We start from the raw sequence: 21,497 nt of genomic DNA on the forward strand, positions 1-21,497 counted from the left end.
CCGGGCTTCTTCCTTGGACGGGGGACGGTGCGGGACGGGGTCCGGGGTCGGCTACTTGACCGAGCGGATGAACTGGACGGCGAGCGCGCCCAGTACGGCGGCGACCGCGCCGAAGAGGAACAGCGCGCCGTAGTTCCCGCCGCCGCCGATCGCGAGGAAGGCGGGGGCGACGATGGGCACGAGGGACTGGGGGAGCGCGTTGCCGATGTTCAGCACGCCCATGTCCTTCGCGGACTCCTCGGGGTTGGGCAGCACCGCGGCGGCCAGCGCCATGTCGACGGAGAGATAGAGACCCTCGCCGAAGCCGAAGACGACCAGGGCGGCGACGTACATCCCGAAGCTCTGCGCGGTGGCGATCATCGCCAGGCTGACCGCCATGACCAGGGAGGACCCCAGCACATACGGCTTGCGGCGCCCGGAGCGGTCGGAGAGCTGACCGCCGAGGAGCGAGCCGGCGGCGATCGACACCACCATGGCGAGGGTGCCGACCAGGACCTTCCCGGTGACCGCCGTGTCGTCGTACCCGAGGCGGTCCATCAGGAAGTAGACCTGGTAGCTGGTCACACAGGAGGCGCCCGTGAAGACCAGGAACCGGCCGGCGAAGTTCCAGGCGAAGTCGGGGTGCCGGCGCGGGTTCACCCAGAAGCTCCGCAGGAACTCCCGGACGCCGTACGGCTCGAAGGCGCCGGCGCGGGCCGGCAGGTCCTTGATGACGACCGCGAGGCAGCCGACGGCGGCCAGGCCGATCACCCCGGGCACCAGGAAGGCCAGCGCCATCGAGCCGCTGAACACCTGGGCGAGCACCGAGCCGCCGATCATCGCGAGCGAGGTCGTGATGCCGATGAAGCCGGAGACCCGGGCCTGCTGCTGCGGCGGGATCAGATCGGGGACACAGGAGGTCAGGGCGGCCAGGGTGGCGTTGATGCCGAGCTGGGCGACGGCCCAGCCGGCCATCAGCACCGGCACACTGCCGCCGAGGGCGACGCCGAGCAGTCCGACGAGCCCGGCGGCCATACCGCCGACCAGCCAGGGGCGGCGGCGGCCGAAGCGGCTGGTGGTGCGGTCGGACAGGGCGCCGAAGACCGGGTTGCCGAGCATCGCGAGCAGTGCGCCGACACTGAGCACCTGCCCGAGGGCGGTGCCCCGGTCGGCCTCCGGCACGATCTGGCTCACCCGCAGGGCGAGGGTCACCATCACCGGCGTGAGCACGGCGAGGTAGGCGCCGAACTGGGCGAAGGCGAGGGCGAGGATCAGCTTGGGGGAGGCCTTGGGGGAGGCGTCGGCGGGGGTGACAGGGGCGACGGGCGTGACGGCGGTCGACGGGGGTCCCCCCGCGCGAGCGGATTCGGGCGTGGGGGCGGGTGACTCGCCGAGCGGGGCGTCGTGGCTCAGGGCCATGGCGGCTCTCCATGGGGACGGGGGCGGCTTCTTCGCCGCACCGGCCTGATCAGGGAAGCAGCAAAACCGAGTGGGTACTAGGTTTTATTCAAGTGGCCTGAATCACTTTGCACGTGGCTTGAAAAGTGGGGAAAGTTACTCGTGTAACCGGCGGTCCCGGACCTGTGCCCCGCATCATCAGGGAGCGGTCTGTGGGCGGGCTATGGTGACCGGCATGGAGCAGAAGGAAAGCAGCAGGGCGGGCAAAGCCGCCGGCCGCGGAACATACGCCGTCGGTGACGAGCGGCGGCTGCGCATTCTGGACGCCGCCGTCGAGCACTTCGCCCAGTGGGGCTTCCACGCCTCCTCCCTGGCCCGGATAGCCAAGGACGTGGGCATCACCCAGGGAGGTCTGCTGCACCACTTCCGCAGCAAGGAGGACCTCCTCGTCCAGGTCCTGGAACGCACCGAGCAGCACGACAAGGAGAAGTTCTTCGACGAGGACTTCTCCACGGCCGCCGAGTGCTACGCGAACCTGGTCCGGCTCACCGAGTACAACGCCGCCCGGCTCGGCCGCACCCGCATGTTCAACGTCCTCGCGGCCGAGGCCGGCGACCCCGGGCACCCCGCCCACCCCTACTTCGTACGGCGCTACGCCGAACTCGTCGCCGTCATGTCGGCCTCCCTCCAACGCGCCGTGGACAGCGGCGAGTTGAAGGAGGGAACCGATGTCATCGAGGTGGCCGAGGAGACCGCCGCGGTGATGGACGGGCTGCAACTCCAGTGGGTCCTCGACCCCCGGCGCTTCGACATGGTCAGCCGCTTCCGCGCCTACGCCGACCGGCTGCTGCGCTCGATCACGGCGGAGGCGACGGGGCTGCCTTAGCGCCCCGGCCCGGCCGGGGACAGGTCTTGGGCGATCGGCACCGCCCGGCCCGTCACCCGGGTCCGTTCGCGTTCCGGGTCCACGTCGATCAGCAGGTCGCTGGGGCGGCCCATGTCCTCTCCCTGGCGGATCGTGATCCTGGCCGGGGCGGTGACGAGCCCGAGCGCGCGGAGGTAACCGCCGAAGGCCGCGGCCGCCGCGCCGGTCGCCGGGTCCTCCACCACACCGCCGACGGGGAACGGATCACGGGCGTGGAAGCGCTCCGGCGACTCGCGCCACACCAGGTGGACGGTGGTCCAGCCGTGCCGCCGCATCACCTCGGCGAGAGCGTCGAAGTCGTAGTCGAGGTCCGCCAGGCGGGCCCGGGAGGCGGCGCCGAGCACCAGGTGGTCATTGCCGCCGAACGCCACATGCGGCGGCAGCGCCGGGTCGAGATCGCCGGCCGCCCAGCCCAGGGCCGCGAGCGTCGCGTCCAGCTCGGCGCCGGAGGCGGGGCGGGAACGCGTCGGGACACTGGTGAGCGTGGCCAGCACCGCGCCGTCCTCGCCCACCCTGGTCGCCACCGGGATCTCACCGGCGGGGGTGTCCAGGACGATCTCACCGGGACCGAGCCGCCCGGCGAGGGCCACGGAGAGGGCGACGGTCGCGTGCCCGCAGAAGGCCACCTCGGCCAGCGGGCTGAAGTAGCGCACCCGGAACCGCCGCGCCACGTCGTCCCGCTCCGTGACGAAGGCCGTCTCCGAATAGCCGACCTCGGCGGCGACGGCCAGCATCTCCGCCGCGTCGAGCCCGGAGGCGTCCAGCACGATCCCGGCGGGATTCCCGCCCGCCGGATCGTGGGTGAAGGCCGCGTAGCGCAGGATCTCGCCGGTCGGCTCGGAGTGGTTCACGGGGCTCGTCCCGCTCGCGTCGGTGGTCATGTCCCCACGCTGCCATCCTCGGGCCCATCGGGTCCAACGATGAAGACCGATCCCATCGATCGGGAGGTCGCATACCCTCAACCCCGTGGACACCCGCCTGCTGCACAGCTTCGCCGCCCTCGCCCGGACCGGCAGCTTCACCGCTGCCGCCGCCGAGCTGCACCTCGCCCAGTCCACGGTCACCGTGCACATCCGCACCCTGGAACGGGAGCTCGGCACCCGCCTCTTCGACCGCCTTCCCACGGGCGCGCTGCTCACCGAGTCCGGCCGGCGGCTGCTGGGCAGGGCCGAGGACGTCCTCGACGCCGTGGCCCGGCTGCGAGCCGACGGCGGTGGGGGCGGGGCGGTGGCGGGACGGGTGGCCGTGGGGACGCCCGAGTCCCTGTGCGCGACCCGGCTGCCGCACGTGATCGCGGCCCTGCGCGCGAGCCACCCCGAGGTGGACATCCACCTGGACGCCGCCGGCACGGCGGAGTGCCTCGAGGGTCTGCGGTCCGGGCGCCTCGACCTGGCGCTGCTGCTGGAGGAGGAGGCCGACTTCCCCGATGTCACCACCGAGCCCCTCGCCCACGAGCCCCTCGCCCTCGTCTGCGCCCCCGGCCACCCGCTCGCCGTGCCCGCCCAGGAGGTGACCTGGGCGGACCTCGCCGCGGAGAGCTTCTTCCTGCTGGAGCAGGGCTGCTCCTACAGCGACGCCCTGGAGAGCCGGCTGCTCGCCGTGCCCGGGGCCCGGCCACGGCTGACCCGGTTCGGCAGCGTGGACGCGGCCCGCTCCTGCGTCGCCGCCGGCCTGGGACTGACCCTGCTGCCGCTCACGACCGTGGAGGAACAGCTGCACCAGGGACGGCTGGTGCGGCTCGGCGGACCCCGGTTCGCCGATGTCCCGGTACGGCTGGCGCGCCACCGCAGGCGATGGACGGCACCGGCCGCACAGGCGGTCGCCCAGGAGCTGGTACGGCACTTCTCCGGCTGAGCGCCGGCGGGCGACCCGGACCGCACGCCACGCATGTTCGCCCTCGCGGGGCAGAGTGACGGTCGCCGTGCCGCCGGGCGCCGTGACGCCCGGGCCCGCCCCGCGCACGCGCGCGGCGAGCCCGGGTGGTCAGCGGCTGCGGATCGCCGTCGTGGCGAGGAAACCGGTCGCGGCGGCGGTGATGAGGGCGCAGACGGCGAGCAGAGTGGTACGGAGCATGGAACGGCCTTTCCCTAGCGGGTGGAGGGGGTGTCCTGTACAACGCCGGTCATGCCGGAGTCGGCTTGCCGCGGCCGCGTTTGCCACCCGCATGGACGCGCCTTCCCCCTGGTGGCGCAATCGGCCCGGCCCCCTCCCGGAGGACCCCCGCGCTGCCCCGGACGATCAACCCCGGCACCGGCACCCGCACCGTCCCCGCGGGCCCGCCGTCCAGCAGGGCGACCAGCTCGCGCGCCGCCGTCCGCCCGAACTCCACGCTGTCCCGGGAGAGCGCGGACAGCCACGGCTTGACCGTGCGGCACAGGGCGGAGTCCTCCCAGGACACCACCGACACGTCGGCCGGTACGGCGAATCCGGGTTCGGCCGTGGTCGCGAGGCCGGCCACGGCCATCACGTCGTTGTCGTAGATCAGGGCGGTCGGGGGAGCGGGGCCGTCGAGGACCGCGCGGGTGACCGCCGCGCCCTCCGCGTCCGAGTGGTCGGTCGGCACCGACCGCACCTCCGTCAGCCCGCGCCGCTCCGCCTCGGCGCGCAGGGTGCGGATCCGGCGCCGGGTGTGGGCGAGGTCGGGCAGTCCGGCGATGTGCACGATCCGTTGGTGGCCGAGCGCGTACAGCTCGTCCACGACCGATGCCATGGCCCCGGCGCCGTCCGTCCACCGTGCACTCCGGGGTCTTCAACGGCACGGCCCAGCGCCACGGCCGGACCTCCGTGCCCGCCGAGCACCACGCGGCCCACCTCGTCGAACTGAGCAAGGCCCGGGCCGAGGATCCGCACCGCCCCGTCCGGCTCCAGGAGGTCGGCGCCCCCGCGCCCCTCGTCCCGGCCGGCGACCGTACGCCACGCCCTCGACTGCCCCGACCTGTGGGGCATCACCTGGTGGTGCTCCCACGACGTGTCCCGCGAGCTCGCCGACTTCCCCGAACTCGCATACGGGCTCGGCCTGTTGACCAACGACCGCCGGCCCAAGGACATCGCCCGCGCGCTCGCCCGGGCGGCGGCCGGGAAGCTCGACGTCTGGCTGACCGTGCTGCTGCGCGTAGCCACCGACGGCACGCTCACCGACGCGACGCGACGCGCGCCGAGACCTGCACCGCACACGGCCCCGACCACCTGACGCCGTTCGACGAGGAGGACGCCCGCGACCGCGGCGCCCGCTACAGCGGCGGCGCCCACTACAGCGGCGGCGACCGCCGGCCCTTCACGACCGATGCCCTCGACGACCGCCGCTGCTCCCTCGTCGCGGGCTGGGAGTTCGGCGAGTCGCAATCCGGCACCGCCGTCGAACGGCTGCCCGCGGCGCGCCGTCGGCGGGCTGGCCAGGGCGGCCGCCCCGGTCCGGTGCGCTCAGGAGCGGCGTTCCAGGACGACGTACCCCGTACCCCTGGGCCCTGCTCATGCGTCCCGGTCGACGGGAGCCAGGCGTTCCGTCGGGCCGCCGAACGCGAGGTGGAGGGTTCGGGTGGTGAGGAGCCAGGTGCCCTCGACTCTGCGGAAGGTGTCCTCGTAGTGGCCGATGTTGGCGGGCAGCCGGGGGGTGACGAAGGTTCCCTCGGTGTGGCCGTCGACGCGGTAGGTCGCGAAGTAGGTGGTGGCGGTGGCGGTGTCGGGGGAGTCGACGGTGACCAGGATGTTGGTGCAGATGCGGCGGGAGAGGCGGTCGGCGGGGCGGGAGCCGAAGTACGCGCGGAGCGCCTCGCGGCCTTCGACGCGCCGGGAGTCGTGCGGCCATTCCCAGCTGCCGTCGGGGGTGAAGAGGTCGCAGACCGTGCTCGGGTCACCGAGGTCGAGCCGGCGGACGAACTCCAGGATCACCCGCTCGCAGGCGCGTTCGGCGAGAAGTCGCTCCGACGGGTCGAGATCATGAGGGGCCATCTGCCCTTCCTACCAGGCGTGCGGACCAGGCCGCGACCAGGTGGCCTGGCCGTTCGGACCCGCGATTCGGACAGATGGCCGTGGCCGGTCGGGCTGTGACAGGGCTGTGACTGGAAAAGTGACCTGCGTCACGGCCGGCGGATCGCGCGCGCATCAAGATCATCGGGTGCGAAGAAACTCTTTACCAGCCCGTCTGACGGGCCGTCCGGTCGTCGCGGGCGCGGCGGCCATCGGCGTGGTCGCGGGCGTGTTGATCGGCTGGCCGGGTCTCGACACCGTCAACGGCTGCGGGCTCGCGGTCAACCGCTACCCGTCGGAGACGGCGAAGGACTGGGTGCGGTACGCGGACGTGGTGGTCGTGGGCCGGGCGGTCGAGGAGCGGGAGAGCGGGCGGGAGGAGCTGTCGGCCGGGACCTACAGCTACGAGGTGGACCGGACGGTCCAACTGGAGGTCCAGGACAAGCCGTTCACCTCCACCACCCGCTCCCATCCCACCGTGGGGTCCTCCCTGGACTACATCGGCCTGGGCTGGAACGTGCTGCGCTCCGACGGCAAGACCCTGATCCCCGAGCTGACCGGCGACGCCCCGCGGGTCGTGCCGGACCACACCTACGTCCTCGCCCTGCGCTGGGAGGACGAGCGCTGGGTGTCACTGGGGGAGGGCGCGGTCGTTCCGTTCGACGGGCAGTCCGTCGGGAACGGTGAGTGGTGCGGTCAGGTCGTGGACACCGACGGCTTCGCCCAGGGCGAGCGGACGGGCCGCAGGAGCGACCACAGCCTGGAGAAGACACTCCTTGGGCAGGGGCTGCCGGCTCTGAAGAGTGCCCTGGACGCGGCGGCCAAGAAGGCGTCCTAGTCCCGCTCGGCCATGGTTCCCGGCCGTCGTCCGAGGTCACTTGAAGGCCGGGGCGTGCTGGGCCGCCCACGTGGCGAAGGCGCGGGCCGGGCGGCCCAGGAGCCGTTCGACGTCCGGGCTGACGCGCCGCAGCGCGGCGGACGGTGCGCCGAGCATGTCGAGGGTGCGGTCCACGACCGGCTCGGGCATGAACCGCACCATCGCCGCCCTGGCCTCGTCCCGGCTCTGTTCGACGAACCGCACCGGTTCGCCCAGCGCGTCCCCGATCGCGGCGGCCTGCTGCCGGGGCGAGACCGCGGCCGGACCGGTGAGTTCATGGGTGAGGCCGACGTGCGCGGCGTCCCGCAGGGCCGTCGCGGCGACCTCGGCGATGTCGGCCGGATCGACGACCGGCAGCGCCACGTCCCCGAACGGGGCCGTCACCACGCGCCGTTCGCGCACGCCGTCGGCCCACAGCAGTGCGTTGGAGTGGAAGCCGCCCGGCCGCAGCAGCGTCCAGTCCAGGCCCGACCGGGTGACGGCGTCCTCCAGCTCGGGGGAGTGGTCCCCCGTGCCGACACCCTGCGAGGACAGCAGCACGACCCGTCGGACGCCGCCGGCCCGCGCCGCTTCGAGGGCCGGGCCGAGAGTGCCGCCCGCCGCCACGAAGTCGCCGGAGGTCAGCAGGAACAGCGCCGCCGCCCCGTCGAGGGCGGGTGCGAGACTCCGCGGATCGGCCAGGTCCCCCTGGTGGTACCGCACCCCCGCCGGCGCTTCGTCCGCCGAGATGCGCCGGGAGACGGCCGTCACCTCCTCGCCCGCCGCCACCAGCGCCCGCACCAGCGGCCGCCCGACCTTGCCCGTCGCACCGGTCACCACGATCATCTGCACTCACTCCGTTCCGTGTTCCGGGTTCCTCGGGACACGGCGAAGCTACTATCGGAAGGACAGTAGGTACCTAGAGGAAAGTATCGGGAGAAGGGGCTGGATGTGACGGAGAGCACAGCGCAAGGGGCCGGGATCGCCCCGGAGAATGCCTGTCCGATCGCCCCCGTCGTCGACATCGTCTTCAGCCGCTGGACCACGCCGGTCCTCTGGACGCTCAACGAGTACGGCCGCCAGCGCTTCGTGGAGCTGGAACGCCGGATCGCCACGATCACCCCCAAGGTGCTCACCCAGCGACTGCGTCAGCTGGAGCGCGACGGCCTGGTCGTGCGGACCTATCACGCCGAGGTGCCCCCGCGCGTGGAGTACGAGATCAGTGAACTCGGCCGCAGCCTCGCCCCGTTGTTCGCGACCCTCGCCGACTGGTCGCCCAACCTGGACAGGGTGGAACAGGCCCGCCGGGCGTACGACGCCAGAACCGGCGGCCGGTAGGACCTACCGGTCCAGCCGCAGTACCAGCCGCAGGGTGTCGGTGAGGACGGCCGTCGGGACGGACGGGTCGGCCACGCGCTGAAGACCGAGGCCGATGCCCAGGCTGAGCAGCGTCATCGCGGCCTGCTCGGGCGGCATCGCCGGTGTGGTGCCCAGTTCCTGGGCCAGCGCCTCGATCAGCAGGGCCAGCGCCTCGCGGATCGCGGTGACCCGGGCGGTGATCTCTCGCCGGAGTTCCTCGTCGTGCCGTACGCCGGTGAGGAACTCGACCTCCAGCACGGTCCAGGTCTCGGCGCCGACATGGGCCTCGCTCCAGGCGGCGAAGGCCGCCAGCCGGTCCTCGGCCCCCGGGTCGCGCAGCACGGACTCCGTGAGCAGCGCGAGCTGCTCGGCCCGGATGTCGTCGAGGACGGCCAGGCACAGATGGCCCTTGCTGCGGAGTGCCGGCCGCCGAGCGCCGGCTGCTGCGGCACTTTCCGGGGGCCCAACAGGCATTGCGGGGGGCGGAGTACGCCGCTCTGGAGGCCCTCGGCATCGGGTTCCGCCACTCTTCCCTCCTGCGCGCGGTGCAGAAGGTGGGCGCACTCCACCTCCGGGCCGCCGTCAAGGACCCGCGGCTGCGGCGAGCCCTGACGCCCGACCACACCCTCGGCTGCAAACGCCTGTTGCTGTCGAACACCTACTATCCGGCCCTGACCCGGCCCAACGTCACCGTCCACTCCACCGCGGTCGGCGCCGTCGACGGCAGCGGCGTGACCGGCGCGGACGGCAGTACGGCGGACGTGGACACCATCATCCTCGGCACCGGCTTCCACATCCTCGACATGCCGATCGCCGGGCGCGTGTTCGACGCCGACGGCGTGAGCCTCGACGACCACTGGAAGGGCAGCCCCGAGGCCTACCTGGGCACCACGGTCACCGGATTCCCCAACGCGTTCATCCTGCTCGGCCCGCATCTCGGGACCGGCCACTCCTCCGCGTACACCATCCTCGAGGCCCAACTCGCCTATCTGACGGGAGCGGTACGGCATTTCCGCTCGGCGGGCTGGACCAGCATGGACGTGCGCCCCGAGGTGCAGGCCGCCTTCGGTGCGGAGGTCCAGCAGGCCCTGCCCGCCACCGTGTACAACGCGGGCGGCTGTTCGAGCTACTACCTCGACGCCAACGGCCTCAACAGCTTCAGCTGGCCCTGGTCGACGGGCCGGCTGCGCCGCAGGCTCGCGCGGTTCGACCCCGAGGCGTACGACGTCGCGTAGGACCCCCGTCGGACACCTCCCCGGTACGCCCCTGACGGACTGTCACCGGGCTGTCACCAGGTGTGCCTTCTCCCGTACAGTCCGTGGTGCCGGTGCTCCGGTCCGAGCGCCACGGCAACGGCCGACCAGGAGAAGGAACGTGGACAGCGAAGCAAGCCTCAGCCCTCCGTCGTGCGTTCCCGGGACGGGGCAGCCGGTACCGGAGGCCGATCCGGGGCTCGTGGCGCGCTGGCGCGCGGCGGGCGGCGAACTGGTCGACCTGCTCACTCGGCTGCGCGAAGAGGTCGGCGGTGTCGCCGGGGTGCGGCTCGGGCCGGGCCTCACAGTGCTCGTCACCGACCCGCACGCGGTGCAGCAGGTGCTCGCCCGGCGGCCGGACCGGTACGTCAAGCGCTCGCACCGGGCCCGGCTGCTGGTCGGTGACGGTGTCCTCTCCGCCACCGGTGAGGCCTGGAAGCGGCAACGCCGGTTGCTTCAGTCCCAGTTCACCGGGACCGGGATGCGCCGCTACGAACGGCGGATCGACGGGGCCGCCCGGACCACGGCGGCCCGCTGGAGCGCGTACGCCCGGACCGGGGAGACCTTCGACGTCGGGCGGGAGATGCGCCGGTTCGCCCTGGACGCCATCTGGCGCTCCCTCACCGGGTACGCCGTCGACGAGGAGACCGAGCGTGAGCTGACCGCGGTCGCGGCCGTGGCGGCCGCCCTGCCGACGCTGCCCGCCGACGCCACCGACGCGCGGGAGGCGGTGGCCGCCGACCTCGCGCGGATCGACGCGGTCGCCCGGCGTGCCGTCGAGGCGGCCCGCGAGGGGGCGGCGGGCCCCGACGGCCCCGGCCTGCTCCAGGTGCTGCTGGACGCCGCCACCGAGCGCCCCGAGTACACCGATCGGCTGATCCGTGACGAACTGGTCACGCTCCTCGTCGCCGGGCACGAGACCACCGCCACCACCCTCACCTGGCTCCACCTCCTCCTCGACCGGAATCCCGCCGCCCGTGCGGAGGCCCTCGCCGCCGGCGCCGAGGGCTCCGCGCAGCGCCGCCGGGCGCTCCAGGCACTGGTGCACGAGACGCTCCGGCTGTACCCGTCCGCCTGGATCCTGCCGCGCCACGCCGCCGAGGACGACGTCCTCGCGGGCTGCACGGTCGAGGCGGGCACCGACCTCCTGGTCTGCCCGTACCTCACCCACCGCGACCCCGGACTCTGGCCGGACCCGGAGCGCTTCGACCCCCGCCGCTTCAGCACCGCGGAAGGCCGTCCCACCCACCCGGGCGCCTACCTCCCCTTCGGCATCGGCCCCCGGGCCTGCCTCGGCGTGCAGTTCGCACTCCGCGAATCCACGGTTCTCCTCGAACACCTCCTCCCCGCCCACACCGTGACCTTCCACCGCACCCCCACCAGGACGTCCTACGGCATCACGGTCCGCCCGGAGGGCCCCTCCGTCGCCACCCTCCGGCCCGCTGAGGTCAGATAACTGTAAAGAACCTTGACAGTTAAATGGTCTAGTCCAAATATGGTCGCTGTTCACCCCGCGGGCCCCGTGCCTCCGTGGCCCCGTCACGTCCCTTCACCACGGGAGCGTCAGTGAGACGACCTGGTTCTGTGCGTACGTTGCTGTCCTGTCTGAGCGCGACCTCTCTGTCCGTCGGACTCATGGCCCTCGGGGGAGGGGCCGCACTCGCCGCGCCGGACACGCCGCCGGCCGCCGCGAAGCCCATGCCGGCCCAGGTGGTGGCGCCGTACTTCGAGACCTGGACCGGACAGAGCCCGGCCGAGCTCGCCGCCGCCTCCGGCAACAAGTACCTCACCCTGGCCTTCCTCCAGACGGCCGTGCCCGGCTCCTGCACCGCGTACTGGGACGGTGAGACCGGCCGGCCGATCTCGAAGGACACCTTCGGCCGTGACATCGCGCAGATGCAGGCCCGCGGTGGCAACGCCGTCCCGTCCTTCGGCGGCTGGTCCGCGGACACCACGGGCACCGAACTCGCCGACAGCTGCACCGACGTCGACGCCATCGCCGCCGTCTTCAAGAGCCTCGTCACCACCTACGGCATCACCCGCATCGACCTCGACATCGAAGGCGACTCCATCGACAACGCCGCCGGAATCGACCGCCGCAACAAGGCGATCGCCAAGGTCGAGCGCTGGGCGGAGCGGACCGGCCACAGCGTCCAGTTCTCCTACACCCTGCCGACCTCCACCACCGGACTCCAGGCCAACGGCCTGGCCGTGCTCCGCAACGCCGTCGACAACGGCGCACGCGTGGACGTCGTCAACCTCATGACCTTCGACTACTACGACGGCGCCCCCCACGACATGGCCGCCGACACCGCGACGGCCGCCGCCGGACTCCACGACCAACTGGCCGCGCTCTACCCGAAGAAGAGCTCCACCAGGCTCTGGAACATGATCGGCGTCATCGAGATGCCCGGCATCGACGACTACGGCCCCGAGGAGACCTTCACCACCGAGGACGCCGTCACGGTGGGGAAGTGGGCCGCCGCCAAGGGCATCAACACCCTCTCCTTCTGGGCGCTCCAGCGCGACAACGGCGGCTGCGTCGGCACCGGCGGCTCCGACTCCTGCTCCGGCATCGCCCAGGACACCTGGTACTTCAGCCACACCTTCGAGGCGCTCACCGCCCCGCACCACCCGCACCACTGACGACATGACGACGCCGGGGTGCCCTGCGGCACCCCGGCGTGAGGTCGAGAGGGGAGGAAAGCGAACGGACTGGATCAGTGAGAGTGAGGAGAAGGAAGCCCGTTCATGGCCTCGCCCGAAGGCAACGGTAGCAGTCAGCGCGGGATCAGGTCGCGCAGGTTTTCCCGCGTGACGACCACCGAATCCGGGTGCAGCCCCTCGGGCCGCTCCAGACCGACGTACGTGACCGGCCCGTCCGGGACCGTCCCGCCGTCCCACACCGTGGTGGTCCCGGCGCCCATGAGGCCGACGAGGTGCCGGACCGTGAGCTGCTCCCGCTCGACGACCGCACGCACCAGCGTCGCGACCGAGACCCGGTTCTCCTCGACACGGTTGAAGGCCACCCTGCCCCGCAGATGCAGGTGCAGCCACTTCGCCCGCCAGTCGCCGCCGGGGCCGCGCAGGAACACCAGCGGCAGAGCGACCCGGCCCGGGCCCCGCAGCTCCGACTTCATCCGCACGGTCCGCGCCTCGAAGGGCCGCCCCCGCTGCTCGGCGTCCCGCAGCATGAAGCCGAAGAACGACTCCTCGACCTCCTCGAACCCCTCTCCCGAGAAGATGTTGACCTGCGGGACGATGAAGTCCCCGCGCGCCGCCCCCAGCCGTAGATCGATGAACTCCGAGGCACCGTCCGGCGCGTCGGTGACGTCTCCCGAGTGGGCGCCCTCGACCTGCGTGAGCTCGGTGTACGACAGCCAGCCGAGGCTCTCGTACGAGGCGTCCAGGAGCAGTGCGGACAGGTCGAAGTCGGTGGTTCGGCTCGTCTGCTTCCAGTACACGAAGAACCGCAACAGCTCCCCGTCCACCCGGGAGAGCGAGCCGCGCGGCAGTACGCCGAGCCCGGCCGCGGTCGCCTTGCCGCTGAGCGGCAGCGCCACGTCGAGGACGTCGGGGTCGACCAGCAGGTGCCCCGGCCGCGGAAGGCGGTGGCGCGTCTGCGCGTCCAGGACCTCGATCAGCCGCTCGCGCTGCGCCGCCCCCACCGGCGGCCGGGTGTCGGCCGTGACCCAGCCGCGGCCCATGCGGTTGACGAACACCCGGCTCTCGGCGGGCTCTTCGGCCCGGTTGTGGAAGTGCTCGCGGACCGACAGCAGCACCCGCCCGGAGACCTTCGGGGCGACCCGCTCGGCAGCGGCCACGACGGCGTCGCGCTCGTCCTGGGTACGGCACAGGCGCAGCAGACGGTCCAGCGAGCGGAACAGCCGGCCCGGGGCGGCCGTCAGCAACTGAGCCGCCGCGCCGACGTCGTCCGCGTCCAGCAGCTCTTCCACGCGGCGGTCGAGGGAAGGGGCCTCCCGCTCGCCCCGGGCCACCGCGAACACCTCGGCGGCGTGCGGCCAGTGCGGGTACTCGTGCGGATGCAGCCGCTCGCCGAGACGCTTGAACGCCTCGCGGTGCGCGGTGACGTCGGCCAGCTTGGCGGGGGCCGCGGCCACGACCTGGTCGAGACCGGCGAGCAGGGCCCGCCGCACCGCCCGGGACGGCGACCGGAACCGGGTCGGCTCCACGAGGGTCGCATCACCGCCCGACAGCGCGCAGGCCAGCCGCAGCACATCGGTGACCGTGTCCAGCAGCAGGTCCGCGCCGACGCGCAGACGGGCGAGGTTGACGACGGCGCGGTTCTCCCGGACGGGGATCGCCTCGGGCTGGGGGCCGCCGGCGCAGTGCTCCGCGAGCACTCCGAGGTCGCGCAGGCCGTCCTCGCCCAGCGGGGTCACGCTGCCCGCGAGGGCCAGATACAGCGCGGTGACCTCGTCCTGCGGAGCGCCGCCCAGGTGCAGGACCGTCAGACGGTCGCCCGCGGCGGCGATCAGCTCCTCGTGCGCGGCGAGCATCTCCTCGTAGGAGTGCTGAAAGGTGCCGTACGACGGCAGGGTGAGGAGGTCGACCACGCCCGTGCTCAGCTGGGCGAGCGTGCTCGCGCGGGACGCGTCGTCGGCGAGCGCCTCGTTGATGCAGCGGGTCCAGAAGTCGTACGTGTCCGGCACGTTGGCCGGGAAGTCGACGAAGTAGACGTTGTGCCGGACATGGTCGCCGACCAGCTCACGGACGGTCCGAAGCGTCCGTACGGCGGTCTCGGCGACCGTCTTCTCGGACAGCCCCGACAGATGCCCGAGCAGGTCCGCCGAGAGCTTGAAGCCCACCGACATCAGAGCGGCGTCCAACTGCCGTGCCGCGCCGCCTCCTTCACCGGCGGGGCCGACGGGGGCGGGGAGGCGGTACGTGTGACGGATGACCAGGTGTTCGAGCGACCGGAACATCCCGGCATGATCGCAGAACCACACCCCTGCGGGCATGCGGGTTATCGGGCCCCTCAACCACCCCTGTCACATCCCGTCCTCCGCCGGTGTCTTCATGCCGAACGGCCGAACCGGCTCACACCGAGGAGAACACCATGACGCCACGGCTCCCGAAGGCCGAGGTCCCCTCCGAGCTCAAGGAGCTGACCGAGGCGAGCCAGGTGCCGCGCTGGCGGGAGGCGGAGCGGGACCGGGCCCGGGCAGCCGATGCCTAGGCCCGGATCCCGTCGCACGCGATCCGCAGATGCCGGGGCCCGCGCAGCACGGCGTTCCGGCGGTACGGCGGCGGGTCCTCCAGCAGCCGCGGGTTCTCCAGCCGCCGGGCCAGCTCCGACAGGGCGAACTGGGCCTCCAGCCGGGCCAGGGGCGCGCCGAAGCAGCTGTGGATGCCGCTGCCGAGGCCGAGGTGCTGGATGTCCCGGCGGTCCGGGTCGAAGCGGTCCGGGTTCTCGAAGCGCCGCGGGTCCCGGTTGCCGGACGCCAGCACCAGCCACAGGGAGGAGCCCTTGGGGATGGTGACGCCCCGGACCTCGACATCGGCGAGCGTGACGCGCTGCGGCACCAGCTGCACCGGCGGCTCGAAGCGCAGCAGCTCCTCGACGATCGGCACGGCCAGCCGGTGGTCGGCCCGCAGCCGTTGCAGTGAGCCGGGGTTGCGCAGCAGGGTCAGCATGCCGTTGGTGACCAGGTTGACAGTGGTCTCGTGGCCCGCGATCAGCAGCAGCGCGGCGGTGCTGAGCAGCTCCATCGTGGTCATCGAGCCGTCCTCGCCCTGGGCCGTGGCCAGCGCGGAGAGCATGTCGTCACCGGGGTTCCTGCGGCGCTCCTCGATCAGCCCGGCCAGATACATGCCCAACTGCATCCGCGCGTCGTGCGCGCCCTTGCCGCGCTCGGCGGGATCCGCGTCCGGGTCGGGGTCCAGGCTCGCGGCGATGGCGTCCGCCCAGGTGTGGAACCGCGCCTCGTCCTCGCGGGGAATCCCGAGCAGCCGGCAGATCACCGTCACCGGGAAGGGGTACGAGAACTGGTCCACCAGGTCGAAGCGGTCCGGATCGCCGATGCCGTCGATGAGACCGGTGACGATGTCCCGCAGTTCGCCGCGCATCCCGTCGACCCGGTGCGGGGAGTGCGGCGGTCCGAACGGACGGTTCGTCATCCGGCGCAGCCGGTCGTGCTCCGGCGGGTCGAGCCGCAGGAAGCTCGGCGGCAGCGCGCTCTCCTGCTGGTCCGGCTCGGCCAGCGGATCGTGCGGGGTGCGCGCCACGGTCCGGGAGTCGGAGCTGACCCGGGGATCGTGCAGCAGACCGAGGATCTCGTGGTAGGTGCTGACGACGTACGGCCCGTCACCCTCGTGATGGACCGGTGTCCTGCGCAGCTCCTCGTAGATCGGGTACGGGTCGGCGCGGTTGGCGTAGTCCAGGATCTGGTGCAGCGGCGATGGCGTCATGGCGGGTCCTCGTGGCTCGTGGCCGTGGCGGGTCAGTGCGCGGGGGTGAACGTCATCCGGCGGTCGGCCGGCGAGTACCCGCTGAGGGTCACGGTGGGGCCGTGGGTCGGCACCGACGGGTCGGGGAAGTCCGCGTCGAGCGGCCGCCGGCCCTCCGCGCGCCGGTCGACCGTGGCGAACTCCGGCGGGAACGGCGCGGTCGTCTCGATCAGCTCCTGGTAGAACGGCAGCCAGCGGGCCTGGTCGAAGGAGACCGCGCCGATGATCCGCCCCTGGTAGCCGTACACGCCGACGAACCGGCGCTCCTCCAGCGAGCCCTGGGCGATCAGGATCTCCGTCCCCAGCGACGGCACCCCGACCGACTTGATGTTCACCCCGAACTGCGAGGACCAGAAGGCCGGCACCTCCAGGTGGGGGATCCGGTCGGTGCTCTCGCTCAGCATGTTGTGCGCCGCCACCCGTGCCTGGGAGACGGCGTTCCCCCAGTGCTCCAGCGACAGGAACTGGTAGCCGAACAGCGGGTGCGGGCACCGGGCGACGTCGCCCGCCGCGAACACGTCGTCGGTGACGATCCCGCGGATGTCGAAGGCACGGCAGCCGGCGTCACAGGCGATACCGCGGGGCCCGGCCCCGAGTCCGGACCCGGCCAGCCACTCGGTGTTGCGGGTGGCGCCCAGCGAGACGACCACCACGTCCGTCTCCACGGTGGAGCCGTCGGACAGCCGCGCGGCCCGCACCCGTCCCGCGGCGTCGCCCTCCAGCGCGGTCACCATCACCCCGCACCGCAGATCCACACCGTGCCGGCGCTGGAGGTCGGCGGCGACCGCGCCCACCACCCCGCCGAGCGCGCCGACCAGGGGCGAGGCCCCGCGCTCGGCCACCGTGACGGCCAGACCGCGTTCCCGGCACGCGGCGGCGATCTCCGAGCCGGTGAACCCGGCCCCGACGACCAGCACCCGCTTCGGCCCCGCCGCCAGCCGCCGCGCGAGCGCCGCGCCGTCGTCCCGGGTCCGCAGCACGAACACACCGTCCAGCTCCGCCTCCGCCTCGCGCGGCCACGGCCGCGCCCGCACACCGGTGGCGATCAGCAGCCGGTCGTACGGCACCTCGTCGCCGTCGGTCAGCCGCACCCGTCGGCCCGCCATGTCCAGCCCGGTCGCGGCGACGCCCAGCCGCCAGGTCGCGTCGACCTCCTTCAGCCGGGGCAGCGCGGTCCGCTCGGCGGCCGCCCGGCCGAGCAGCACCGTCTTGGACAGCGGAGGCCGGTCGTACGGCTCGTGGGGCTCGTCCCCGATCATCGTGAGGGAGCCCGCGAACCCCTTCTCGCGCAGGGTCTCCGCGGCCCGCAGACCCGCCAGCGAGGCGCCGACCACGACGACCCGACCCTCGCGCCGGAACCGTTCCAGGGACCCGTCACCGCTCACCGGTCGGACACCGCCCCGGCCGCTGCGGCCACGGAGTCCACGGAGTCCACGGAGTCCACCGCGTCGACGAGCACGGCCTGCACCGGGCAGGCCGCGGCCGCCTGCGCCAGCTTCTCCCGCTGACCCTCGTCCGGCTCCGGGTCGTACAGCAGCGCCTCGTCGCCGTGCAGGGCGAAGACCTCGGGGGCGAGGAACGCGCACTGCGCGTATCCCTGACAGCGGTTCAGATCGACGGCAATCCTCGGCACGGGATCGGTCCTCTCCTACGGCCCTGTCGAGCCCCCTGCGACCAGCGTCGGGCGTCACCGGGCGGGCGGCGACGAGGAGCGGCCCGTTCGGGTGAGGCCGGCGTCCGGCCCGCTCATGCCGAGGTGGTCCGCCGCCCCGCAGCCGAGGCGCGCCGGCCCCGCAGGATGTCCAGACCGATGATCAGCGCCCAGGCCGGGAAGACCAGCTCCGACCAGGGCAGACTCGCCCCCACCAGCAGCAGCGTCAGACCCGCGGCGAACCCGAGGAGCACCAGCGGGCGCGGCAGGACGCCGAGCCGGCGGCCGATGGTCGAGGTCGTGAGGATGAACACCGCCGCCATCCGCATCGCGTACGTGGTCAGCAGGGTGTACGCGAAGTGGCGGCCGAAGGGGGCGTCCTGCTGGTTCTCGTCCAGCACGGTCACCGCCGCCGCGGCGCACCCGAACAAGGTGGCGACGAAGACCAGGCCGCTGCCGAGGAACACCGTGGACACGAACCGGTCCTCCGCTTCCCCGGCCTGCTCGCGCAGGGCCCCCATGAACCACAGGAACGCGATCCCGGCGTACGGCAGCAGCCCCAGCGCCGTCTGCACGGTCTTGCGCTGCGCCGCGTCGACCGTGATGTGATGCCCGTCGGCCCCGCCGGGCAGGGCGGTCCGCAACAGGACGATCGCCACGCCCAGCAGGATCGCGAAGACGACACCGGCGATCCCGGCGGCCCGGGGCGTCCCGAGGCGCTCGCGCTTGCGCTCCATGGTCTCCCGCTCTCTCTGCACACCTCTTGGGTCCAGACACCCGTGATCCGTGCAGTCCCGCCACCGGGACCACCCGGGAGGGAGCGAGCGCTGGGCCGTACAGGTCACCGAACGGGCCGGGGACCCTCAGAGGGCGCGCTCCATGCACACCAGCCGCTCCCGCCCGTCCCACGACTCCACGACGGTGAATCCGAGCCGCTCGTACAGCGCGATCGCCCCCGTCCGCCACTGCCACACCGACAACCGCACCGCGCTCACGCCGCTCTCCCCGGCCTGGGCCAGTGCGGCTCCGATCAGCGCGGACGCGACACCGCGGCCCCGCAGGGCCGGCTGCGTCCACAGCCGCTTCACCTCGCACCGCCCGGCCACGGGCCCGGTCACCACCAGACAGCCCACGGCGGTGCCCCCGCTCACCGCGAGCAGCACCACGTCCTTCCCGAACGCGCCCCGCGGGTCCCGCACCTCCTCGCGATAGCGCTCCGGCAGCTCCTCCACCCGCTCGACGCCCTCGCCCTTCTCGTCCTGGGTCCGCAGGTGGTAGGCCGCCAGCAGCCCGGAGAGTCCGTCGTCGGGAGAAAGGTCCTGGCCCGCCCGGCGGACGATGGCGACCTCGTGCTGATCAGTCATGCCGCCAGCATCACACGCCGTCCCAGGACCGAGGGGACCCCCGGTCACTGGGGGCGGGCCATGAGCACCGCGACGTCGTCCTGGGCGGGGTGCGGCAGCATCTGTTCGAGGACGCCGTCGCAGAGCGCGGCGAGCGACGGCGCGGGGCGCCGCAGGGCCCGGGCGAGGCGGTCCAGGCCCTGGTCGAGGTCGCTGCCGCGGGCCTCGATCAGCCCGTCGGTGTACAGCACCAGCAGGCTGCCGGGCGGCAGCGGGACCTCCTCGGTCGCGAACCGCCGCCCACCGGTGCCCAGCGGGGTGCCCGGGGACCCGTCCAGGAAGGTGATCGCGCCGCCCGGGGTCACCACGGCCGGCGGCGGATGCCCGGCCCGGGCGATCAGACAGCCGCCGGTCGCCGGATCGTGCACGGCGTACACGCAGGTCGCCATCTGGTCCTCGCCCATGTCGGCCACCACGGCGTCCAGCGAGCGGAGCATCCGGGCCGGACGGATGCCGTGCCGGGCGAGCGACCGCACCGCCGCGCGGAGCTGGCCCATCACGGCCGCCGCATGGATGCCGTGGCCCATCACATCGCCGATGACCAGCCCGGTGCGGTTGTCCGGCAGTGCGATCACGTCGTACCAGTCGCCGCCGACGTCGTGCTCACTGGCGGGCAGGTACCGTCCGGTGAGATCGAGTCCGGGCACGTCCGGCAGCGCGCTGTTCGTCAGGCTGCGTTGCAGGGTCAGGGCCGCCGCCCGCTGGCGGGTGTACATGAGCGCGTTGTCGATGTTCAGGGCGGCCCGTGCGGCCAGTTCGTCGATGAGCACGCAGTCCTGCTCGTCGAAGGGCTCACGGCTGCGCAGCCGGGTCACCACGATCGCGCCCAGCGCCTTGCCCCGGGCCACCAGCGGGACGAGCCGCGCGGAGCCCAGACTCATCAGGTAGGCGCGCAGTTCGTCGGCGCGGGGGTCGGTCACCAGGGCCCGGACGTCCGACCGGTACAGGTTGGTGGGGCGCCCCTCGGTGATGACCCGCTCGTACAGGGAGCCCTGCTCCAGCCGGGACGTCAGACCCGGGCGCAGCTTCGCCCGCGGCGCGGCGGGGTCGGCGAACAGGGCGGCCATGCGCCGGACCACCCCGTGCACGGCGTCGGTGGGCTCGTCGGGTGCCATCACCTCCTCCAGGAGCTGTACGTCGGCGGAGTCCGCGAGCTGCGGCACCAGCATCCGGACGATCTCCTCGGACGTCTGCTGCAGGTCCAGGGTGGTGCCGACCCTGGTGCCGGCCTCCGCCAGCAGCGCGAAGCGGCGCCGGGCGCGTTCCGCGTCGCGCTCGGCCTGCTGGCTCTCGGTGATGTCGATGAGGGACGCGATCAGCCCCAGCGTGCGGCCCGCGCCGTCGAGCAGCGGGGCGTAGGAGCACGACCAGGTCCGCTCCCGGTGGGGGTCGGCGGAGGTGCGTCCGCTGCGGCGGACGTCGACCACGGCCGTGCCCCGGTCCAGCACCTCCTGCATCGTCGACTCCAGGGCCAGCGCGTTGACCCCGGGCACGACCTCCGTCAGCCGCTTGCCCACGTGCTCGGCGGCCGAGACCCCGTTCATCCGGGCGAGCGCGTCGTTGACGCGCAGGAAGCGCAGATCGGTGCCGAGCGTGGCCAGCCCGATCGGCGACTGGCTGAACAGACTCTCCAGCGCCGCCAGCGAGTCCCGCATCCGCAGGACCTGGGAGGTCTCCACGGCGATCAGCATCGCCCCGGCCCGCCCGTCCGGACCGGCGGCCGGGACGATCCACATCTCCATCGTGACCTGATGCCCGCCGCGATGCCGCACGGACAGGGTCCCGACGACCGTCTCCCCGCTGTGCACGCGGTACGTCAGCTCATCGGCCAGCGCACGGTTGCCCTCGGGCACCAGCAGCGCCGACGCGGGCCGGTCGAGCACGTCCTCGGCCCGGTACCCGAGCAGATCCTGGGCCGCGAGCGACCACTCCACGATCCGGCCGTCCGCGTCCTCCCGCCACAGCGCGATCGGCAGCAGCTCGCGCAGCACACCCGCGTACCCGACCGCCTCCAAGGGCCGTTCCGGCACCTGGCCCGTTCTCCGGGGAGTATCCACCGTACGACCTCACCCTGGGCAACATTTCATACGAAAACACCATATCCGGAACCGCGGCGACCGCCGTGTCCGGCGGCAGCGCCGCCCGGCGCCGGGCGGCGGTGTGCGGAGTGCTCCGGGTCAGGGCCGTTCGACCCTAGCCGCGCCTGCGCGGCCCTGACTTCACTGAGCGCGAGGAC

19 protein-coding genes and 2 pseudogenes are annotated in these 21,497 nt (G+C 73.0%); 8 read left to right on the forward strand and 13 right to left on the reverse strand.

The features are described 5' to 3' along the window. Positions 1 to 51 precede the first annotated feature (51 nt). Positions 52 to 1,398, reverse strand: a complete 1,347-nt coding sequence (locus tag AQJ64_RS38130; RefSeq protein WP_059203374.1) for an MFS transporter — start codon at positions 1,396 to 1,398, stop codon at positions 52 to 54. Positions 1,399 to 1,612: 214 nt separating this feature from the next. Here AQJ64_RS38130 and AQJ64_RS38135 point away from each other — a divergent pair, with 214 nt between their 5' ends. Next, positions 1,613 to 2,263: a TetR family transcriptional regulator gene (locus AQJ64_RS38135; RefSeq protein ID WP_055638784.1), complete on the forward strand. Its 651-nt coding sequence runs from the start codon at positions 1,613 to 1,615 to the stop codon at positions 2,261 to 2,263. On the opposite strand, the gene AQJ64_RS38140 is transcribed toward AQJ64_RS38135, so the two are convergent. After that, a complete protein-coding gene (locus AQJ64_RS38140) occupies positions 2,260 to 3,183 on the reverse strand; it encodes a PhzF family phenazine biosynthesis isomerase (protein ID WP_055638782.1) in 924 nt (307 codons plus the stop codon). The two genes, AQJ64_RS38135 and AQJ64_RS38140, sit on opposite strands and share 4 nt — an antisense overlap. Positions 3,184 to 3,268: 85 nt before the next feature. Here AQJ64_RS38140 and AQJ64_RS38145 point away from each other — a divergent pair, with 85 nt between their 5' ends. Further along, positions 3,269 to 4,156, forward strand: coding sequence for a LysR family transcriptional regulator (locus AQJ64_RS38145; protein WP_059203375.1), 888 nt, complete (start codon positions 3,269 to 3,271; stop codon positions 4,154 to 4,156). Positions 4,157 to 4,424: 268 nt separating this feature from the next. Here the strand turns inward: AQJ64_RS38145 and AQJ64_RS47030 are convergent. Then, a pseudogene (locus tag AQJ64_RS47030) lies at positions 4,425 to 5,042 on the reverse strand (substrate-binding domain-containing protein); the annotation flags it as partial. Between AQJ64_RS47030 and AQJ64_RS48635 the strand changes: the two are divergent. Next, a pseudogene (locus AQJ64_RS48635) lies at positions 5,030 to 5,375 on the forward strand (glycosyl hydrolase); the annotation flags it as partial. The pseudogenes AQJ64_RS47030 and AQJ64_RS48635 sit on opposite strands and share 13 nt — an antisense overlap. 395 nt (positions 5,376 to 5,770) lie before the next feature. Here the strand turns inward: AQJ64_RS48635 and AQJ64_RS38160 are convergent. After that, complete coding sequence (locus AQJ64_RS38160) at positions 5,771 to 6,250, reverse strand: nuclear transport factor 2 family protein (RefSeq protein ID WP_055638708.1); 480 nt, start codon at positions 6,248 to 6,250, stop codon at positions 5,771 to 5,773. Between the two features lie 166 nt (positions 6,251 to 6,416). Here AQJ64_RS38160 and AQJ64_RS38165 point away from each other — a divergent pair, with 166 nt between their 5' ends. After that, positions 6,417 to 7,106, forward strand: coding sequence for a hypothetical protein (locus AQJ64_RS38165; RefSeq protein WP_063788879.1), 690 nt, complete (start codon positions 6,417 to 6,419; stop codon positions 7,104 to 7,106). 36 nt (positions 7,107 to 7,142) lie between these two features. On the opposite strand, the gene AQJ64_RS38170 is transcribed toward AQJ64_RS38165, so the two are convergent. Beyond that, on the reverse strand, positions 7,143 to 7,970 hold the full coding sequence (locus tag AQJ64_RS38170; RefSeq protein WP_055638712.1) for an NAD(P)H-binding protein: 828 nt from the start codon (positions 7,968 to 7,970) through the stop codon (positions 7,143 to 7,145). Between the two features lie 99 nt (positions 7,971 to 8,069). On the opposite strand from AQJ64_RS38170, the gene AQJ64_RS38175 reads away from it, so the two are divergent. Further along, positions 8,070 to 8,462 (forward strand): winged helix-turn-helix transcriptional regulator, encoded by a 393-nt coding sequence (locus AQJ64_RS38175; RefSeq protein WP_206189944.1) that lies wholly within the window; start codon positions 8,070 to 8,072, stop codon positions 8,460 to 8,462. Positions 8,463 to 8,465: 3 nt separating this feature from the next. On the opposite strand, the gene AQJ64_RS38180 is transcribed toward AQJ64_RS38175, so the two are convergent. Then, positions 8,466 to 8,957 carry a TetR family transcriptional regulator C-terminal domain-containing protein gene (locus tag AQJ64_RS38180; protein WP_240512974.1) on the reverse strand — a complete coding sequence of 164 codons (492 nt, stop codon included), beginning with the start codon at positions 8,955 to 8,957 and terminating at the stop codon, positions 8,466 to 8,468. Between AQJ64_RS38180 and AQJ64_RS38185 the strand changes: the two genes are divergently transcribed. From AQJ64_RS38185 to AQJ64_RS38195, 3 genes are all read left to right on the forward strand, one after another. Beyond that, on the forward strand, positions 8,957 to 9,718 hold the full coding sequence (locus AQJ64_RS38185) for an NAD(P)/FAD-dependent oxidoreductase (protein ID WP_240512975.1): 762 nt from the start codon (positions 8,957 to 8,959) through the stop codon (positions 9,716 to 9,718). The two genes, AQJ64_RS38180 and AQJ64_RS38185, sit on opposite strands and share 1 nt — an antisense overlap. A 139-nt stretch (positions 9,719 to 9,857) precedes the next feature. Further along, positions 9,858 to 11,192, forward strand: coding sequence for a cytochrome P450 (locus tag AQJ64_RS38190; RefSeq protein ID WP_059203376.1), 1,335 nt, complete (start codon positions 9,858 to 9,860; stop codon positions 11,190 to 11,192). 179 nt (positions 11,193 to 11,371) lie between these two features. Beyond that, positions 11,372 to 12,382 carry a chitinase gene (locus tag AQJ64_RS38195; RefSeq protein ID WP_420876577.1) on the forward strand — a complete coding sequence of 337 codons (1,011 nt, stop codon included), beginning with the start codon at positions 11,372 to 11,374 and terminating at the stop codon, positions 12,380 to 12,382. Between the two features lie 134 nt (positions 12,383 to 12,516). On the opposite strand, the gene AQJ64_RS38200 is transcribed toward AQJ64_RS38195, so the two are convergent. From AQJ64_RS38200 to AQJ64_RS38230, 7 genes are all read right to left on the reverse strand, one after another. Then, the gene (locus tag AQJ64_RS38200) at positions 12,517 to 14,682 is read right to left on the reverse strand and encodes a TerD family protein (RefSeq protein ID WP_055637845.1); all 2,166 of its coding nucleotides are present in this window, start codon (positions 14,680 to 14,682) and stop codon (positions 12,517 to 12,519) included. 250 nt (positions 14,683 to 14,932) lie between these two features. After that, entirely contained in the window at positions 14,933 to 16,168 is a 1,236-nt protein-coding gene (locus AQJ64_RS38205) for a cytochrome P450 (protein WP_055637846.1), read from the reverse strand. Between the two features lie 32 nt (positions 16,169 to 16,200). Further along, positions 16,201 to 17,592, reverse strand: a complete 1,392-nt coding sequence (locus tag AQJ64_RS38210; protein WP_059203377.1) for an NAD(P)/FAD-dependent oxidoreductase — start codon at positions 17,590 to 17,592, stop codon at positions 16,201 to 16,203. After that, positions 17,589 to 17,840: a ferredoxin gene (locus tag AQJ64_RS38215; RefSeq protein ID WP_055637050.1), complete on the reverse strand. Its 252-nt coding sequence runs from the start codon at positions 17,838 to 17,840 to the stop codon at positions 17,589 to 17,591. Before AQJ64_RS38215 ends, AQJ64_RS38210 begins: the two co-directional genes overlap by 4 nt. A 113-nt stretch (positions 17,841 to 17,953) precedes the next feature. Then, positions 17,954 to 18,595, reverse strand: coding sequence for a hypothetical protein (locus AQJ64_RS38220; RefSeq protein ID WP_055637051.1), 642 nt, complete (start codon positions 18,593 to 18,595; stop codon positions 17,954 to 17,956). Between the two features lie 126 nt (positions 18,596 to 18,721). Continuing rightward, the gene (locus AQJ64_RS38225; protein WP_055637052.1) at positions 18,722 to 19,222 is read right to left on the reverse strand and encodes a GNAT family N-acetyltransferase; all 501 of its coding nucleotides are present in this window, start codon (positions 19,220 to 19,222) and stop codon (positions 18,722 to 18,724) included. A 44-nt stretch (positions 19,223 to 19,266) separates the two neighbouring features. After that, positions 19,267 to 21,291, reverse strand: coding sequence for a SpoIIE family protein phosphatase (locus AQJ64_RS38230; protein WP_240512850.1), 2,025 nt, complete (start codon positions 21,289 to 21,291; stop codon positions 19,267 to 19,269). Positions 21,292 to 21,497 lie beyond the last annotated feature (206 nt).

Source organism: Streptomyces griseoruber (genome assembly GCF_001514205.1).
GTDB lineage: Bacteria > Actinomycetota > Actinomycetes > Streptomycetales > Streptomycetaceae > Streptomyces > Streptomyces griseoruber.

What these genes read in the sequence shown, in the direction of transcription:
- AQJ64_RS38160 (WP_055638708.1), bottom strand. Translation starts at nt 6,250, where the DNA reads ATGGCCCCTCATGATCTCGACCCGTCGGAGCGACTTCTCGCCGAACGC.
- AQJ64_RS38170 (WP_055638712.1), bottom strand. Translation starts at nt 7,970, where the DNA reads ATGATCGTGGTGACCGGTGCGACGGGCAAGGTCGGGCGGCCGCTGGTG.
- AQJ64_RS38200 (WP_055637845.1), bottom strand. Translation starts at nt 14,682, where the DNA reads ATGTTCCGGTCGCTCGAACACCTGGTCATCCGTCACACGTACCGCCTC.
- AQJ64_RS38135 (WP_055638784.1), top strand. Translation starts at nt 1,613, where the DNA reads ATGGAGCAGAAGGAAAGCAGCAGGGCGGGCAAAGCCGCCGGCCGCGGA.
- AQJ64_RS38130 (WP_059203374.1), bottom strand. Translation starts at nt 1,398, where the DNA reads ATGGCCCTGAGCCACGACGCCCCGCTCGGCGAGTCACCCGCCCCCACG.
- AQJ64_RS38225 (WP_055637052.1), bottom strand. Translation starts at nt 19,222, where the DNA reads ATGACTGATCAGCACGAGGTCGCCATCGTCCGCCGGGCGGGCCAGGAC.
- AQJ64_RS38140 (WP_055638782.1), bottom strand. Translation starts at nt 3,183, where the DNA reads ATGACCACCGACGCGAGCGGGACGAGCCCCGTGAACCACTCCGAGCCG.
- AQJ64_RS38220 (WP_055637051.1), bottom strand. Translation starts at nt 18,595, where the DNA reads ATGGAGCGCAAGCGCGAGCGCCTCGGGACGCCCCGGGCCGCCGGGATC.
- AQJ64_RS38195 (WP_420876577.1), top strand. Translation starts at nt 11,372, where the DNA reads ATGGCCCTCGGGGGAGGGGCCGCACTCGCCGCGCCGGACACGCCGCCG.
- AQJ64_RS38205 (WP_055637846.1), bottom strand. Translation starts at nt 16,168, where the DNA reads ATGACGCCATCGCCGCTGCACCAGATCCTGGACTACGCCAACCGCGCC.
- AQJ64_RS38180 (WP_240512974.1), bottom strand. Translation starts at nt 8,957, where the DNA reads ATGCCTGTTGGGCCCCCGGAAAGTGCCGCAGCAGCCGGCGCTCGGCGG.